The organism is Pseudomonas sp. PS02290, assembly GCF_029960075.1.
Taxonomy (GTDB): Bacteria; Pseudomonadota; Gammaproteobacteria; order Pseudomonadales; family Pseudomonadaceae; genus Aquipseudomonas.
This window is the reverse complement of the sequence record NZ_JASCOY010000112.1, coordinates 1-14,308: the sequence shown is the minus strand read 5'-3', so window position 1 is coordinate 14,308 and position 14,308 is coordinate 1. Positions and strand designations below refer to the sequence as shown.

The 14,308-nt window shown below is 61.7% G+C and carries 13 protein-coding genes; all 13 read right to left on the bottom strand.

Annotated elements, in window-relative coordinates; genetic code table 11:
* Positions 1 to 162 precede the first annotated feature (162 nt).
* A complete protein-coding gene (locus QMX88_RS26100; RefSeq protein ID WP_282373152.1) occupies positions 163 to 2,508 on the bottom strand; it encodes a chemotaxis protein CheA in 2,346 nt (781 codons plus the stop codon).
* 144 nt (positions 2,509 to 2,652) lie between these two features.
* Positions 2,653 to 3,441 carry a protein phosphatase CheZ gene (locus QMX88_RS26095; RefSeq protein ID WP_192174157.1) on the bottom strand — a complete coding sequence of 263 codons (789 nt, stop codon included), beginning with the start codon at positions 3,439 to 3,441 and terminating at the stop codon, positions 2,653 to 2,655.
* Positions 3,442 to 3,460: 19 nt separating this feature from the next.
* Positions 3,461 to 3,835, bottom strand: a complete 375-nt coding sequence (locus QMX88_RS26090) for a chemotaxis response regulator CheY (protein ID WP_172612850.1) — start codon at positions 3,833 to 3,835, stop codon at positions 3,461 to 3,463.
* A gap of 241 nt (positions 3,836 to 4,076) precedes the next feature.
* The gene (gene fliA, locus QMX88_RS26085; protein ID WP_074892894.1) at positions 4,077 to 4,820 is read right to left on the bottom strand and encodes an RNA polymerase sigma factor FliA; all 744 of its coding nucleotides are present in this window, start codon (positions 4,818 to 4,820) and stop codon (positions 4,077 to 4,079) included.
* On the bottom strand, positions 4,817 to 5,650 hold the full coding sequence (gene fleN / locus QMX88_RS26080; protein ID WP_062385964.1) for a flagellar synthesis regulator FleN: 834 nt from the start codon (positions 5,648 to 5,650) through the stop codon (positions 4,817 to 4,819). Before fleN ends, fliA begins: the two co-directional genes overlap by 4 nt.
* Positions 5,651 to 5,768: 118 nt before the next feature.
* Positions 5,769 to 7,112: a flagellar biosynthesis protein FlhF gene (gene flhF / locus QMX88_RS26075; protein ID WP_192174156.1), complete on the bottom strand. Its 1,344-nt coding sequence runs from the start codon at positions 7,110 to 7,112 to the stop codon at positions 5,769 to 5,771.
* A gap of 11 nt (positions 7,113 to 7,123) precedes the next feature.
* Positions 7,124 to 9,253: a flagellar biosynthesis protein FlhA gene (flhA, locus tag QMX88_RS26070; protein WP_192174155.1), complete on the bottom strand. Its 2,130-nt coding sequence runs from the start codon at positions 9,251 to 9,253 to the stop codon at positions 7,124 to 7,126.
* Positions 9,254 to 9,888: 635 nt separating this feature from the next.
* Positions 9,889 to 10,620, bottom strand: coding sequence for an anti-sigma factor (locus tag QMX88_RS26065; RefSeq protein WP_282373148.1), 732 nt, complete (start codon positions 10,618 to 10,620; stop codon positions 9,889 to 9,891).
* Complete coding sequence (locus QMX88_RS26060) at positions 10,617 to 11,180, bottom strand: sigma-70 family RNA polymerase sigma factor (RefSeq protein ID WP_282373146.1); 564 nt, start codon at positions 11,178 to 11,180, stop codon at positions 10,617 to 10,619. Before QMX88_RS26060 ends, QMX88_RS26065 begins: the two co-directional genes overlap by 4 nt.
* Before the next feature lie 111 nt (positions 11,181 to 11,291).
* The gene (locus QMX88_RS26055) at positions 11,292 to 11,834 is read right to left on the bottom strand and encodes a DUF3455 domain-containing protein (protein ID WP_282373145.1); all 543 of its coding nucleotides are present in this window, start codon (positions 11,832 to 11,834) and stop codon (positions 11,292 to 11,294) included.
* Positions 11,835 to 12,071: 237 nt separating this feature from the next.
* A complete protein-coding gene (locus QMX88_RS26050) occupies positions 12,072 to 12,629 on the bottom strand; it encodes a fasciclin domain-containing protein (protein WP_282373144.1) in 558 nt (185 codons plus the stop codon).
* A 74-nt stretch (positions 12,630 to 12,703) separates the two neighbouring features.
* A complete protein-coding gene (locus QMX88_RS26045) occupies positions 12,704 to 13,417 on the bottom strand; it encodes an anti-sigma factor (protein ID WP_282373143.1) in 714 nt (237 codons plus the stop codon).
* Complete coding sequence (locus QMX88_RS26040) at positions 13,414 to 13,992, bottom strand: sigma-70 family RNA polymerase sigma factor (protein WP_197984074.1); 579 nt, start codon at positions 13,990 to 13,992, stop codon at positions 13,414 to 13,416. The genes QMX88_RS26045 and QMX88_RS26040 overlap by 4 nt, the downstream gene beginning before the upstream one ends.
* Between the last annotated feature and the right edge of the window lie 316 nt (positions 13,993 to 14,308).

Sequence of the window (14,308 nt, the reverse complement as noted above, 5' to 3'; positions counted from 1 at the left end):
AAACCCTGGCTTGGCGCCGTCCGATTGCCTTTCGTGGGCCCGGCTTTTGCCGGGAAGGCGTCGGATGTCACACCGAAAATCCACAGTGTTTTCGCCGCCCTATTCCCGGCTGAAGCCGGTCCCACCAAAAATCGCAAGCCGCCCTACCGAAGCCGATCCTGCTTAACCAATCCGTCGGGCCGCATAGCGCTTGAGCATGCTCGGGACATCGAGAATCAGTGCGATACGGCCGTCACCGGTGATGGTCGCGCCCGACATGCCTGGCGTGCCTTGCAGCATTTTGCCCAGCGGCTTGATCACCACTTCTTCCTGGCCTACCAACTGATCCACCACGAATCCGATGCGTTGCGTGCCCACCGACAGAATCACCACGTGGCCTTCGCGCTGCTCCTCGTGAGCCGCCGAGCTGATCAGCCAGCGCTTGAGGTAGAACAACGGCAGCGCCTTGTCGCGCACGATCACCACTTCCTGACCGTCGACGACGTTGGTGGTCGACAGGTCCAGGTGGAAGATCTCGTTGACGTTGACCAGCGGGAACGCGAAGGCCTGGTTGCCCAGCATGACCATCAGCGTCGGCATGATCGCCAGGGTCAGCGGCACCTTGATGATGATCTTTGAGCCCAGGCCTTTGGTGGAATTGATGCTGATGGAGCCGTTGAGCTGGGCGATCTTGGTTTTCACCACGTCCATGCCCACGCCACGCCCGGACACATCGGAAATCTCGGTCTTGGTCGAGAAGCCCGGCGCGAAGATCAGGTTGTAGCAGTCGGTGTCGCTGAGGCGATCCGCTGCATCCTTGTCCATCACGCCACGCTTGACCGCGATGGCACGCAGGACCGCAGGGTCCATGCCTTTGCCGTCATCGGAAATCGACAGCAGGATGTGATCGCCTTCCTGTTCGGCGGCCAGAATTACACGACCGTTCCGGGACTTGCCCGACGCCTCGCGCTCTTCCGGCGACTCGATACCGTGGTCGACCGCGTTGCGCACCAAGTGGACCAGCGGGTCGGCCAGGGCCTCGACGAGGTTCTTGTCCAGGTCGGTTTCTTCACCCACCAGTTCAAGGCTGATTTCTTTCTTCAACTGACGCGCCAGATCGCGAACCAGTCGCGGGAAGCGACCGAACACTTTCTTGATCGGCTGCATGCGGGTCTTCATGACCGCGGTCTGCAGGTCAGCGGTGACCACGTCCAGGTTGGACACGGCCTTGGACATGGCTTCATCGGCGCTGTTGGCGCCCAGGCGGACCAGGCGGTTACGCACCAGCACCAGTTCGCCGACCATGTTCATGATTTCATCCAGCCGCGCGGTGTCGACGCGCACGGTGGTTTCCGCTTCAGACGGCGGTTTTTCGCTGGGCGCCGGCGCCGCAGCGCGAGCCGGTGCGGGAGCAGCAGCCGGTGCAGCTTTGGCCGGCGCTGCAGCAGCAGGCGTCGCTTTGGCCGGTTCGGCTTTGGCGGGCTCGGGCTTCTTGGTCGGTGCCGCTGCGGCCGGCGCTGCAGCTGCAGCTGCACCGGCAGCCACGGCAGGTTCGAACTTGCCTTTGCCGTGCAACTGATCCAGCAGGTCTTCGAATTCGTTGTCGGTGATCTCGTCCGACGCAGCGGCTTTCGACGCAGCGGCGGGTGCAACCGGCGCGGCAGGTGCAGCGGCAGCAGGTGCCGCAGCGCCAGGAGCCGCAGCGCCGACGGCGTCCGGTGAGAACGAGCCTTTGCCGTGCAACTGATCCAGCAGCGACTCGAATTCGTCGTCAGTGATTTCGTCACTGGCCGGTGCGGCAGACGGCGTCACAGCCGCTGGCGGTTGCACCGCGTCAACGGCGAACTGGCCTTTGCCATGCAGCTGATCGAGGAGTGATTCGAATTCGGCGTCAGTGATTTCATCGCTGGCCGCCGTGCCAGCCGGCGCAGCGGGAGCCGCTGCTGCCGGCGCAGCTGCAACGGGTGCCGCGGCAACAGGCGCAGACGGAGCCGGTGCAGGCGCACCTGCCGCTTGCGCCTTGACGGCGTTGAGCGAATCCAGCAGCTGTTCGAATTCCAGATCGGTGATGTCTTCGGACGGCGCTTCAGCGACCGGCTCTTCAACCACCACCGGTGCCGCAGCGATTTCTTCTGCCGAGGCTGGCTCGGCCAGGCGAGCCAGCGCGGCCAGCAATTCAGGCGTGGCCGGGGTGACGGCAGAACGCTCGCGCACCTGACCGAACATGCTGTTAACAGTGTCGAGCGCTTCGAGCACCACGTCCATGAGCTCCGAGTCGACGCGACGCTCACCCTTACGCAGGATGTCGAACACGTTCTCGGCGATGTGACAGCATTCAACCAGCTCGTTGAGCTGGAGGAAGCCGGCGCCCCCTTTTACAGTGTGAAAACCGCGAAAAATTGCATTGAGCAGGTCCGCATCGTCAGGCCGGCTTTCCAGCTCGACCAACTGCTCTGACAACAGCTCGAGAATCTCGCCGGCCTCTACCAGAAAATCCTGAAGGATTTCTTCATCGGCGCCGAAGCTCATTGGGGGGTGCTCCTAAAATTAACCGTCAAACCGATCCGGAGGCTGCACTGACGGCCTGCGCGCATTGCTTTCGTCGAAGCATTGGCGCGCGGGTCCAGCAGCCACTTTCACAGAAAACCTGAAGTCCGAGACAGAATGACCGAATCAGAATCCGAGGCTGGATAGCAGATCGTCAACATCATCCTGTCCGGATACAACGTCTTCACGTTTATCGGCATGAATCTGCGGACCTTCACCCTTGGAGTGAAGTTTTTCTTGTTCTTTTTGCTGACGGAACATTTCCTGGTCGTGCTCGATGCCCGCGAAGCGGTCCACCTGGCTCGCCATGAGCACCAGCTTGAGCAGATTGCGCTCGACTTCCGTGACCAGCGTGGTCACGCGCTTGATCACCTGACCGGTGAGGTCCTGGTAATCCTGGGCCAGCAGAATGTCGTTCAGGTGCGCAGAGACCTCGGTGGTCTCCTTCTCGCTGCGGGTCAGGAACACATCGACGCGGCGGGCCAGATCACGAAACTCTTCGGCGCTGATCTCGCGGCGCATGAAGCGTCCCCAATCGGCGCTCAAGGACTTGGCGTCTTCAGTGAGCCCGTGCATCAACGGCGTGCTCAGCTCTACCAGATCCATGGTCCGGTTCGCCGCGTTTTCAGTCAGCCTGACGACGTACGACAGCCGCTCGGTGGCGTCGGTGATCTGGGAGACCTCCTCGGCCTGCGGCATGTTCGGGTCGATCTGGAAGTTGACGATCGCGCTGTGCAGCTCGCGCGTCAGTTTGCCGACTTCCTGATACAGGCCGCGGTCGCGGGTCTGGTTAAGCTCATGGATCAGTTGCACGGCGTCGCCGAACTTGCCTTTTTCAAGGCTCGCGACCAGCTCTTGTGCGTGTTTCTTCAGGGTTGACTCAAAGTCACCCATTGTCGAATCTTTGGAATCCATAGCGCCCTCGCAGCGGACATCAGCTATTGACGCGCTCGAATATCTTTTCGATTTTTTCTTTGAGCACTTGCGCGGTGAACGGCTTCACCACGTAGCCGTTCACACCGGCCTGAGCGGCTTCGATGATCTGCTCGCGCTTGGCTTCGGCAGTGACCATCAGCACCGGCAGGCTGCGCAGACGCTCGTCGGCACGCACCTGACGCAACAGGTCGATGCCGGACATGCCCGGCATGTTCCAGTCAGTGACGAGGAAGTCAAAAGCGCCGCTTTGCAGCATCGGCAATGCGGTGAGTCCGTCATCTGCTTCGGCCGTGTTGGTGAACCCAAGGTCACGCAACAGGTTTTTTATGATCCGCCGCATCGTTGAGAAGTCATCAACGATGAGGATTTTCATGTTCTTGTCCAATTCGACCTCCAAGCAGTCTTTAACGCGTTCAGCACCTGAACGCGCGTTCAATCAATACCGGCTGTGCCGAACATCAAGAGGGGGTTGAATCGACCGGAACAAGCGCAGCGAAACCGGATCATCTACGACCCGGTTCGACCGACTCCTGCCGTGTCTCATTTGCTTCCCGCTCACGTCTTGCACAGCCGGTCTTACACGCAACACGCAGGCCTCGCGGCCTGCGCCTGATTCACGAACGTGCGCGCCACTCGCCAAGACGACCGCGCAACCGCGCCGCGCATTGACTGTGCAGCTGGCTGACCCGCGACTCGCTGACCCCCAGGACCTCACCGATTTCCTTGAGGTTCAGCTCTTCGTCGTAGTACAGCGACAACACCAGGCGTTCACGTTCGGGCAAGTTGGCAATGGCCTCGGCCAGCGCAGCCTGGAAGCGCTCGTCTTCCAGATCCCGCGACGGTTCGAGGGACTGGCTCGCGCCGTCCTCGTGCAGCCCTTCGTGTTCGCCGTCCTGCAACAGGTCGTCGAAACTGAACAGGCGGCTGCCCAGGGTATCGTTCAAAATCCCGTAGTAATCGTCGAGACTCATTTCAAGTTCGGCAGCAACCTCGTGATCTTTAGCGTCACGGCCGGTTTTTGCTTCGATTGCACGAATCGCGTCACTGACCATGCGCGTGTTGCGGTGGACCGAGCGCGGCGCCCAGTCCCCCTTGCGCACTTCGTCGAGCATCGCACCACGGATACGAATACCCGCGTACGTCTCGAAGCTGGCCCCTTTGGTGGAGTCGTATTTGGTCGAGACTTCGAGCAAGCCAATCATGCCCGCCTGGATCAAATCCTCGACCTGCACGCTGGCCGGCAGACGCGCCAGCAAGTGGTAGGCGATTCGTTTGACCAGCGGGGCATAACGCTCGATCAGCTCATACTGGGAGTCTTTGGACGATTTGCTGTACATGCGATAGCCACTTGCTGTCATGAGACGGGCCCTGCGCTGGTTTGATGCACGAGGCGTTCTACGAAAAATTCCAGGTGGCCGCGCGGGTTCGCCGGGAGCGGCCAGGTGTCGACTTTCTGCGCGATGGCCTTGAACGCCAGGGCACATTTGGAACGCGGAAACGCTTCGTACACGGCGCGCTGTTTCTGCACGGCCTTGCGTACGCATTCGTCGTACGGCACGGCGCCCACATATTGCAGGGCCACGTCGAGAAAACGGTCGGTGACTTTGGTCAGCTTGGCGAAGAGGTTGCGCCCTTCCTGCGGGCTCTGGGCCATGTTGGCCAGGACGCGGAAGCGGTTCATGCCGTAATCGCGGTTGAGCAGTTTGATCAGGGCATAGGCGTCGGTGATCGATGTGGGCTCGTCGCACACCACCAGCAGCACTTCCTGGGCCGCGCGGACAAAGCTCACCACCGACTCGCCGATGCCGGCGGCGGTATCGATGACCAGCACATCGAGGTTGTCGCCAATGTCACTGAACGCCTGAATCAGCCCGGCATGCTGCGCCGGGGTCAGGTGGACCATGCTCTGGGTGCCCGATGCCGCCGGCACGATGCGTACACCGCCCGGGCCTTGCAGCAAGACATCGCGCAGCTCGCACCGCCCTTCGATGACATCAGCCAGGGTGCGTTTGGGGGTCAGACCCAACAATACGTCGACGTTGGCCAGACCCAGATCGGCGTCCAGCAGCATGACGCGACGTCCCAGCTCGGCCAGTGCCAGTGAAAGATTCACTGAAACGTTGGTCTTGCCTACGCCACCTTTGCCACCGGTCACCGCGATAACCTGTACGGGATGCATGCTGCCCATGTTAATTGTTTACCTTGTCTTGCTTAGACCTAAGCCACATGTCGGGCTGCACGTTCAGTGTCTGAACAATGCCTGGCAGACCATCGATGCAGGAAAATTCCACTGTCATTTTCTTCACCTAGCCCGCGCGCTTGCCGGTGCTGTGATAAAGATCCGCAAACATATCCGCCATCGCTTCCTCGCTCGGCTCCTCCTGCATCTGCACGCTGACAGCCCGGCTCACCAATTGGTGCCGACGCGGCAAATGCAGATCATCCGGTATCCGTGGGCCATCGGTGAGATAGGCCACAGGCAGTTCGTGTGTCACGGCCAGGCTGAGCACTTCGCCAAGGCTGGCCGTTTCGTCGAGCTTGGTCAGGATGCACCCGGCCAGGCCGCAACGTTTGTAACTGTGATAAGCCGCTGACAGCACCTGCTTCTGGCTGGTCGTCGCCAGCACCAGGTAGTTGCGCGCCTTGATGCCACGCCCGGCGAGGGTTTCCAGTTGCAGACGCAGGGCCGGATCGCTGGCTTGCAGGCCGGCGGTGTCGATCAACACCACGCGCTTGCGCAACAGCGGCTCCAGCGCCTGTGCCAGGGACTGGCCCGGGTCGACGTGGGTGACCGGTACATTGAGGATCCGGCCCAGGGTTTTCAGTTGCTCCTGAGCGCCAATGCGGAAACTGTCCATGCTCACCAGCGCGATATTTTGCGCGCCGTATTTCAACACATATCGGGCCGCCAGTTTAGCCAGCGTGGTGGTTTTGCCCATGCCGGCAGGACCGACCATGGCAATCACACCGCCCTCTTCCAGTGGCTCGACGTCCGGCGTGGCAATCATGCGGGCCAGATGGGCCAGCAGCATGCGCCAGGTGTGAGCCTGATCGTTGGAGTCCGGGACCATCGCCAGCAAGTCGCGGGACAGCGGGCCGGAAAGGCCGACCCGTTGCAGACGGCGCCACAGATTGGCCTGTTGCGGACGGCCGTCTCGCAGCTGGTTCCAGGCCAGCGAGCCCAGCTGGACTTCCAGCAGTTCGCGCAGGCCGTTCAATTCGGAGCGCATCGCTTCGTAGGCGCGGTCGCCAACGCCCGGCTCGGCGTTGCGCTCGGCGCGTTCGGCGGCCACTGCGGCGTGGACGGACGGGCGAAACGGTTCTTCCAGCGTCGGTTCGATCTGCTTGCTGTCATCCATCGCAAGGCCGGCGAACAACTGACGGTTGGCGACAGTGTCCAGCTCGCTGCGGTGGGTCAGCTCAGCCTGAGCAGTGACGATGAGCGACTGAGTCTTGCGCAGCTCGTCTTCGAGTTCGATGTTCGGCACACGCGGGGCCAGCGCAGACAGCTTGTAGTCCAGGGCGGCGGTCAGTTCCACGCCGCCAGCGATCCGCCGGTTGCCGATGATGGCGGCTTCAGCGCCCAGCTCATCGCGAACCAGTTTCATGGCTTGTCGCATATCGGCGGCGAAAAAACGCTTAACTTGCATGACTCACTACCTCAGCCGTTAGGCCCGACAGTCGCTACGATGGTGACTTGCTTATTGTCAGGAATTTCCTGGTAAGCCAAAACATGCATATTCGGTACAGCCAACCGTCCAAAGCGAGACAACATGGCGCGAACCGGACCTGCGACCAACAAAATAACCGGCTGCCCCTGCATCTCCTGACGCTGCGCCGCTTCGATCAACGAGCGCTGAAGTTTCTCAGCCATGCTCGGTTCGAGGAGAACGCCTTCTTCCTGACCCTGACCTGCCTTCTGCAGACTATTTAGCAATATCTGTTCCAACCTTGGCTCAAGGGTGATCACAGGCAGCTCCGGCTCAATGCCGACAATGCTTTGGACGATTGCGCGGGACAACCCGACCCGTACGGCAGCCACCAGCGCGGCGGTATCTTGACTACGCGCAGCGTTGTTGGCGATGGCTTCGGCGATGGAGCGAATATCGCGAACCGGCACCTGTTCGGCGAGCAGCGCCTGCAGCACCTTCAGCAGGGCCGACAGCGACAACACGCCCGGGACCAGTTCTTCCGCCAGTTTTGGCGATCCCTTGGCAAGCAGGGTCATCAATTGCTGGACTTCCTCGTGGCCAATCAATTCATGAGAGTGCTTGTAGAGAATCTGGTTCAAGTGAGTCGCCACCACGGTGCTGGCGTCCACCACGGTGTAACCGAGGGATTGCGCCTGGGCACGCTGGCTGATTTCGATCCACACGGCCTCCAGGCCAAACGCCGGGTCTTTGGCAGTGATGCCATTGAGGCTGCCAAACACCTGACCGGGGTTGATCGCCAGTTCGCGGTCCGGGTAGATCTCGGCTTCGGCCAGGGTCACGCCCATCAGGGTCAGGCGATAGGCGCTGGGCGCCAGGTCGAGGTTGTCGCGGATGTGCACGGTCGGCATGAGAAAGCCCAGTTCCTGAGAGAGCTTCTTGCGCACGCCCTTGATCCGCGCCAGCAATTGACCACCCTGGTTGCGGTCCACCAGCGGAATCAGGCGGTAGCCGACTTCCAGGCCAATCATGTCGATCGGGGTCACGTCGTCCCAGCCCAGTTCCTTGGATTCCTGCGCGCGGGTCGGCGATGGCAGCAGCTCTTGCTGACGCTTGACCTCTTGCACGGCAGCCAGCTTGACCTGGTTCTCTTTCTTCCACAGCAGGTAGGCGCCGCCGGCAGCCACCAGACCGAGGCTGATGAAGGAGAAGTGCGGCATGCCCGGGACCAGGCCCATGACGATCATGATGCCGGCGGATACGGCGAGCGCCTTGTGGGAGGCAAACATCTGCCGACCGACCAGTTTGCCCATTTCTTCCGAACCGGAAGCACGGGTCACCATGATCGCGGCGGCGGTGGACAGCAGCAGGGATGGCAATTGCGCCACCAAACCGTCACCGATGGTCAGCAGCGCGTAGACCTTGCCGGCATCGCCGAAGCTCATGCCGTGTTGCAGGATGCCCACCAGCATGCCGCCGATGAGGTTGATGAAGAGGATCAGCAGGCCGGCGATGGCGTCACCGCGGACGAATTTGCTGGCACCGTCCATGGAGCCGTAGAACTCGGCTTCCTGGGCGACTTCAAGACGACGGCGTTTGGCTTCGGGCTGGTCGATGAGGCCGGCGTTGAGGTCGGCGTCGATGGCCATCTGTTTGCCGGGCATGGCGTCGAGGGTGAAGCGCGCGCTCACTTCAGAGATCCGGCCGGCACCTTTGGTGACGACGACGAAGTTGATGATCATGAGGATGGCGAAGACGACGATACCGACGACGTAGTTGCCGCCGATGACGACTTCACCGAACGCCTGGATGACTTTACCGGCGGCGGCGTGGCCGTCCTGGCCGTGGAGCATGACGACGCGGGTGGAGGCGACGTTGAGGGCCAGTCGCAGCAGGGTGGCGACGAGGAGGATGGTCGGGAATACGGAGAAGTCGAGGGGCCGCAGGGCATAGATACAGACGAGCAGGACGACGATGGACAGGGCGATGTTGAAGGTGAAGAAGACGTCGAGCAGGAACGGCGGCATAGGCAGCATCATCATGGCGAGCATGACGAGGAGCAGTAGCGGGACGCCAAGTTGTCCACGGCCCAGGCCGATCAATCCGGTTCTGGCGTGGGAGATTATTTGTGAGCGTTCCACCGATGGGCACCTGCGCGTTAAATCAATCTTTTGACGCCGAAGCGTTGTATCGGGGTTATTGCAAGAAGGGGTCCAACATTTGGGATTGGGTGAAAATATCAGAGTGCCAGTATTTAGATTTGTGTTCATCCGACGGTTTTGCATCGCTGCGGTGGAGATCAAGATCAAGAGCGTCGGCCTAAAGGCCTCGGTTTCGCCTTCGGCGAGTTACTTGGAAAAGCACCCCAAGTAACCAAGGGTGCCTGCTCCTGGCTAGGTCCCTCCTCCGTCGGGACTCCCTCACTTCGACGACGCTCCGTGGGCCCGCGCCGAACGGACATCCATGTCCTAGCGGCGCTCTCGCCGCATCCATGCGGCTCGGCCCACTCCGCTTCGCCTGCGTTCGGCCTGCACCCAAGTCGCGTTTTGTGGTGTCTGGACTTTTTGCGTATGAAGATCAGAAGCGCGCTTACGCTTAGTAGGACCGGCTTCAGCCGGGAAGGCGTCAGATGTGACACCGCAAATCATCAAGGGCAAACGACGCTCATGTGGGAGTGAGCTTGCTCACGAAAGCGGCCTTCCAGACGCTAGATGATTGGCCGATCGTTCCCCCGCTCCGCGTGGGAATGCCGCCCCCGACGCTCCGCGTCCAGCCGCTAGATCACTTTCACCGCCCGCCCAATAAATTGAATCGGCCCCGTAGGCTTGCCGGTCGGGGAGCCGTTGGGGTTTTCGAGGGTGAGTTCGAAGAGTTGGTTGGGTTGCAGCGGCGGCAGTTTGTTCACCGGTACGGAGAGGGTCTGGCCGGGTTTGACCAGGCCCAGGGACACGGGGCCCTGCCAGCCGTCGGCCTTGGTCCAGAACTGGAGGGCTTTGTCGGCGGGGACTGGGGTGGCGCCGAGCGGTATCAGCTGGATTTCTTCCGGGTTGCTGGCCTGGATGACCCAGCCGGGGGCCTGGTTTTGCGGGGCAACGAGCACGACGAGGTAGGTTGTGGGGTTCACCGGGGCGGTTCGGGTCAGGAGCATCGAGCCCAGCAGCAGGGTCGCAACGAGTCCTGCGCCGGCCAGTCCGCGCCACAGGGGCAGGAGATCCCACCAGGAATGCGACGTCACGGCAGGCGTTTGTACGGGAACTCGGCGGTCACGGCTGTTGACGCTGCGCTCGATCCGGTCCCACAGCCGTGGGCTTGGGGTGTGCGGTTCGGCGAGTTCGGTCAAGGCCAGAAGGCGCCCTTCCCATGCGTCCACCGCCGTACGCAAGTCGGCGTCCGTGGCGAGGCGGTTTTGGACATTGAGGCGTTGCTCGGCCGGCAGTGTGCCTAGCACGTACTCGCTGGCCAATGCGTCCAGTTCATCGGCGCTGTCGTTCGACGGATAGCCTGTCATCCCATGCACTCCCGCAATGCCACCAGACTGCGTTTGATCCAGGCTTTTACCGTGCCCAGTGGCGCGCCGATTTTCTGCGCTATCTCCGAATGCGAAAAACCGTCTACGTACGCATGAAGAATGCAGTTGCGACGCGCCGGTTCCAGTTGTTCGAGGCACCCGTAAATACGCCCCGAGCGGGCACGGTATTCGAAGGTGTCGGCGTCGGTGGCTGCCTCCAGAGAGGCCTCGGCCAGCACCGCGCTTTCGCTCTGTTCGCTGACCTGAACGATGTGCGCGTTGTCACGCATGAAGTTGAGCGCCAGGTGCCGGGTCACGCTGAAGATCCAGCCACGGGCAGTGCCTCGCGCCGGGTCGAAACTGCCAGCGCGGGTCCAGATTTTGAGGAAGGCGTCGTGCACGATGTCCTCGGCCAGCGCGTCGCTGCGGGCGATCCGTTTGGCGACGCCGAGCAGGCGCGCGCTTTCTTGCGTGTAGAGCGCGTGCAACGCCTGCTGCTCACCTCGGGCGCAGGCCGCCAGGCAGGCTTCGTAGTCAAAACAGTCTTCAGGTAGGGACAAAATGTTCAACCGCCAACGAAAAGAAATACCCCAGCCCAAAGGCCGGGGTTGCGTCGGTGCAGCGTAGATGACTTTGTACGTCGGCGACGCTGCCTGACGTGGGACGTTGGTCTACTTCGCGGCCCAGAAAATATAGTCCGCCTGATATTTCACGATTTCCTGCTTGCCCTTGGTCGCCGTCGAGCACTCCATCTTCGGCGCGACACCGCCTTTGGTTGCGACGCGCTGGATGTAACTGACGTTGCTCATCGCGCCCTTGCCTTCCGCAGGGTTGGCTTTCACCAACTGAAACGGAATGTCGCCCGTCCCGGCGGGGGCCACAGCGAGCTGCGTACCGGTGATCTTCGAACCGTCAGCGGCCTGCCACGTAGCCGGTGGCCCGAAGTACGTGCCGACCTGCTTGCCGCTGCGATCATTCAACACCGCTTTCGGGCCGACGAATGTCCATTCGGTCTGGCCGGCGGCGTTGGGCTTGTCGCGGCATTCGTAGGTGATCTCGCCCACGCCTACCGTCTCCATGGCGATCTTGTGCCCGTCCGGCACCTTCACCGTATCCGGCAACGCCATCTGCGCGAAAGCCGCCGGCGCCGTTGCCAGCAGGCAAGTGGCAGCCAATGAAACACCGAACGTGCCCAGTAATTTTTTAGCGTTCATGCCATCTCTCCATTGGATAAACAGGTCAGCAGCCATCGCTACTACTTGTACTACCCGGGGGAAAGGGAACTGGATGCAGCGGATTGAAAATAAATCTGTGCGGGGATTAGCAGGAGTACGGGAGGGATGAGCAGAAGGGCATTGAGTCGATCGACATGGCGCCCGCAGAAAGGCCAGGCCATGGACCCGGCGGACGGAATGAGCGTCCGCCGGGTGCTGCAACGATCAGGTCAGCGCTTACGGCATCAGCACCGAATCGACCACGTGGATGACGCCGTTCGACTGCATCACATCAGCGATGCTGACCGCGCTTTTGCCACCTTTGGCGTCCATCACCCAGAGCTTGCCGTCATGGGGCATCACGGTGAGGGATTCGCCCTGTACGGTTTTCAGCATCACCTTGCCGCCGTTCATTTTGGCGTCCGCCATCAATTGTTTGGCGGTGTGGGTGCCGGCGACGACGTGATACGTCAGAATTTTGGTCAGGTCAGCCTTGTTCTCCGGCTTGACCAGCGTGTCGACGGTCCCGGCCGGCAGTTTGGCGAAGGCTTCATTGGTGGGGGCGAAGACAGTGAACGGGCCTTTGCTGTTGAGCGTGTCTACGAGACCTGCAGCTTTGACCGCCGCCACCAGGGTCGTGTGGTCCTTGGAGTTGACGGCGTTCTCGACGATGGTCTTGGTCGGGTACATGGCGGCGCCACCGACCATGACGGTATCGGCGGCAAAGCCCGGGGATGCAGCAAGACAAAGGGCAGCGAACGAGACAGCGGCGATGCGTTTGGCGAGGGTCAACATGGTAGTTCTCCCGGATTCTTAGGTCCTTCGGATGAAGGTGGGAGATATACGAAGCGAGCGACGGAACGGATGCATCAGAGTGAGGATATTTTTCCCTGGGCGACGACCGGTCCGGTCGGCAGCCCGCTCGGTGACCCGTTCAACGGCTCAAGGGTGATCGCGAGCACCGCACCGCTGGCGAGCAGGTCAGCCAGTGGCGGCGCTACGTTCAATGTCGCGGGGGCATTGGCCGGCAGCAGGCCCAGCGACCGAGGCTTGCCATCGGCGGCGATTACCCACGCCTCGGCACTTTTACCCGGCCAGTCTGCGCGGCCCGTGTTGACGAACAGGACGCTTCGCCGGTCAGGGTTGATCGTCGCGGCAAACAGCGTCGTGCCGTCGCTCTGTTCGAGACGCGCCAACAAGGCCGGCCCCGACGTCGGTCGAGGAACAGGTTGCTGAAGCGTCAGCACCGACGCCAGCAACCCGGCAGCCAGCGCCGCCGTTGTCCAGCGCCAGAGCCCTAAGCTGTTCCACCAGCCTGACACCCGTGACGGCGAATGGCTGGCACCCGCAAACAACCGCTGCTCAATCCTGCCCCAGGTGCCCGCGGGAGGACTGGACACGGGCAATTGACCGAGCCACTCGGCGAACTGCTCCTGCCATTGCGCCAGCGCGCGTTGATGGCGAGGCTCCAGCGCAATCATCGCCTCCACCCGCTCACGCTCTTCGCGGCTGAGCACGCCCAGCACGTACTCGGCGATCAGCAGGTCCGGGGTCTCGTCGGGCGGCACGGGATGCTCGTTCATAGGCCGAGGCACAAGCGCAGTCGAAGCAGCCCGCGACGAATCCAGCTTTTCATCGTCCCCAGCGCAATACCGTGGCGCTCGGCCAGTTCGGCGTAGGAACAACCCTCGAAGAACGCCACGCGGATATAGCGTTGCTGCGCGTCTTCCAAGGTTTCAAGGCAGCGGTCCAGCTGACTGCCCTCCTGCTCGCGCTCGAGGGCGTCCGGGATGGGGTCGTCCTGGGTGGGTAATTCGGGGATGGTTTCAAGGGGATCTTGACGGCGATGGGCCCTGCGCCGGTCAATCGCCTTGTGGCGGGCCATGGTCGAGAGCCAGGTGATGGCGCTGGCCCGTTGCGGATCGAATCGAGAGGCCTTCAGCCACGCCATGATGTACACCTCCTGCAGCACCTCTTCCGCCTCGGCCCGATTGCCGGAATAGTGCAGGCAAATACCGAACAGCCTGGACGAGGTGGCGTGATACATAGCTTCGAACGCCAACCGATTGCCTGTGGCGCAGGCCAGCAACAGGACATTCAACGCTTCGGCGCTGGACTGAGCGTCAGACAGTGGCGCTGCATTCGATCGAATGGTCAAGTGGCGAGGCCTAGAAAGGGACTGAGGTCACTCTAGACGCTTTCTGTTTGCGCTGTCATCAAGCTGACGTCGGCCCTCCGTACGAAGATCAAGAGCGTCTGCCTGGGGGCAGACCGTTTCGCCTTCGGCGAGTTACTTGGAAAAGCACCCCAAGTAACCAAGGGTGCCTGCTCCTGGTTGGGCCCGACTTCGTCGGGTTCCTTCACTCCGGTCTCGCTCCGTGGGCCCGCGCCGAACGGGCATCCATGCCCTGACGGCGCTCTCGCCGCATCCATGCGGCTCGGCCCACTGCGCGAGACCTGCGTTCAGCCTGCAC

Coding starts and splice junctions, on each gene's coding strand:
- QMX88_RS26100 (WP_282373152.1), bottom strand. CDS start 2,508: ATGAGCTTCGGCGCCGATGAAGAAATCCTTCAGGATTTTCTGGTAGAG.
- QMX88_RS26095 (WP_192174157.1), bottom strand. CDS start 3,441: ATGGATTCCAAAGATTCGACAATGGGTGACTTTGAGTCAACCCTGAAG.
- QMX88_RS26090 (WP_172612850.1), bottom strand. CDS start 3,835: ATGAAAATCCTCATCGTTGATGACTTCTCAACGATGCGGCGGATCATA.
- fliA (WP_074892894.1), bottom strand. CDS start 4,820: ATGACAGCAAGTGGCTATCGCATGTACAGCAAATCGTCCAAAGACTCC.
- fleN (WP_062385964.1), bottom strand. CDS start 5,650: ATGGGCAGCATGCATCCCGTACAGGTTATCGCGGTGACCGGTGGCAAA.
- flhF (WP_192174156.1), bottom strand. CDS start 7,112: ATGCAAGTTAAGCGTTTTTTCGCCGCCGATATGCGACAAGCCATGAAA.
- QMX88_RS26065 (WP_282373148.1), bottom strand. CDS start 10,620: ATGACAGGCTATCCGTCGAACGACAGCGCCGATGAACTGGACGCATTG.
- QMX88_RS26055 (WP_282373145.1), bottom strand. CDS start 11,834: ATGAACGCTAAAAAATTACTGGGCACGTTCGGTGTTTCATTGGCTGCC.
- QMX88_RS26050 (WP_282373144.1), bottom strand. CDS start 12,629: ATGTTGACCCTCGCCAAACGCATCGCCGCTGTCTCGTTCGCTGCCCTT.
- QMX88_RS26045 (WP_282373143.1), bottom strand. CDS start 13,417: ATGAACGAGCATCCCGTGCCGCCCGACGAGACCCCGGACCTGCTGATC.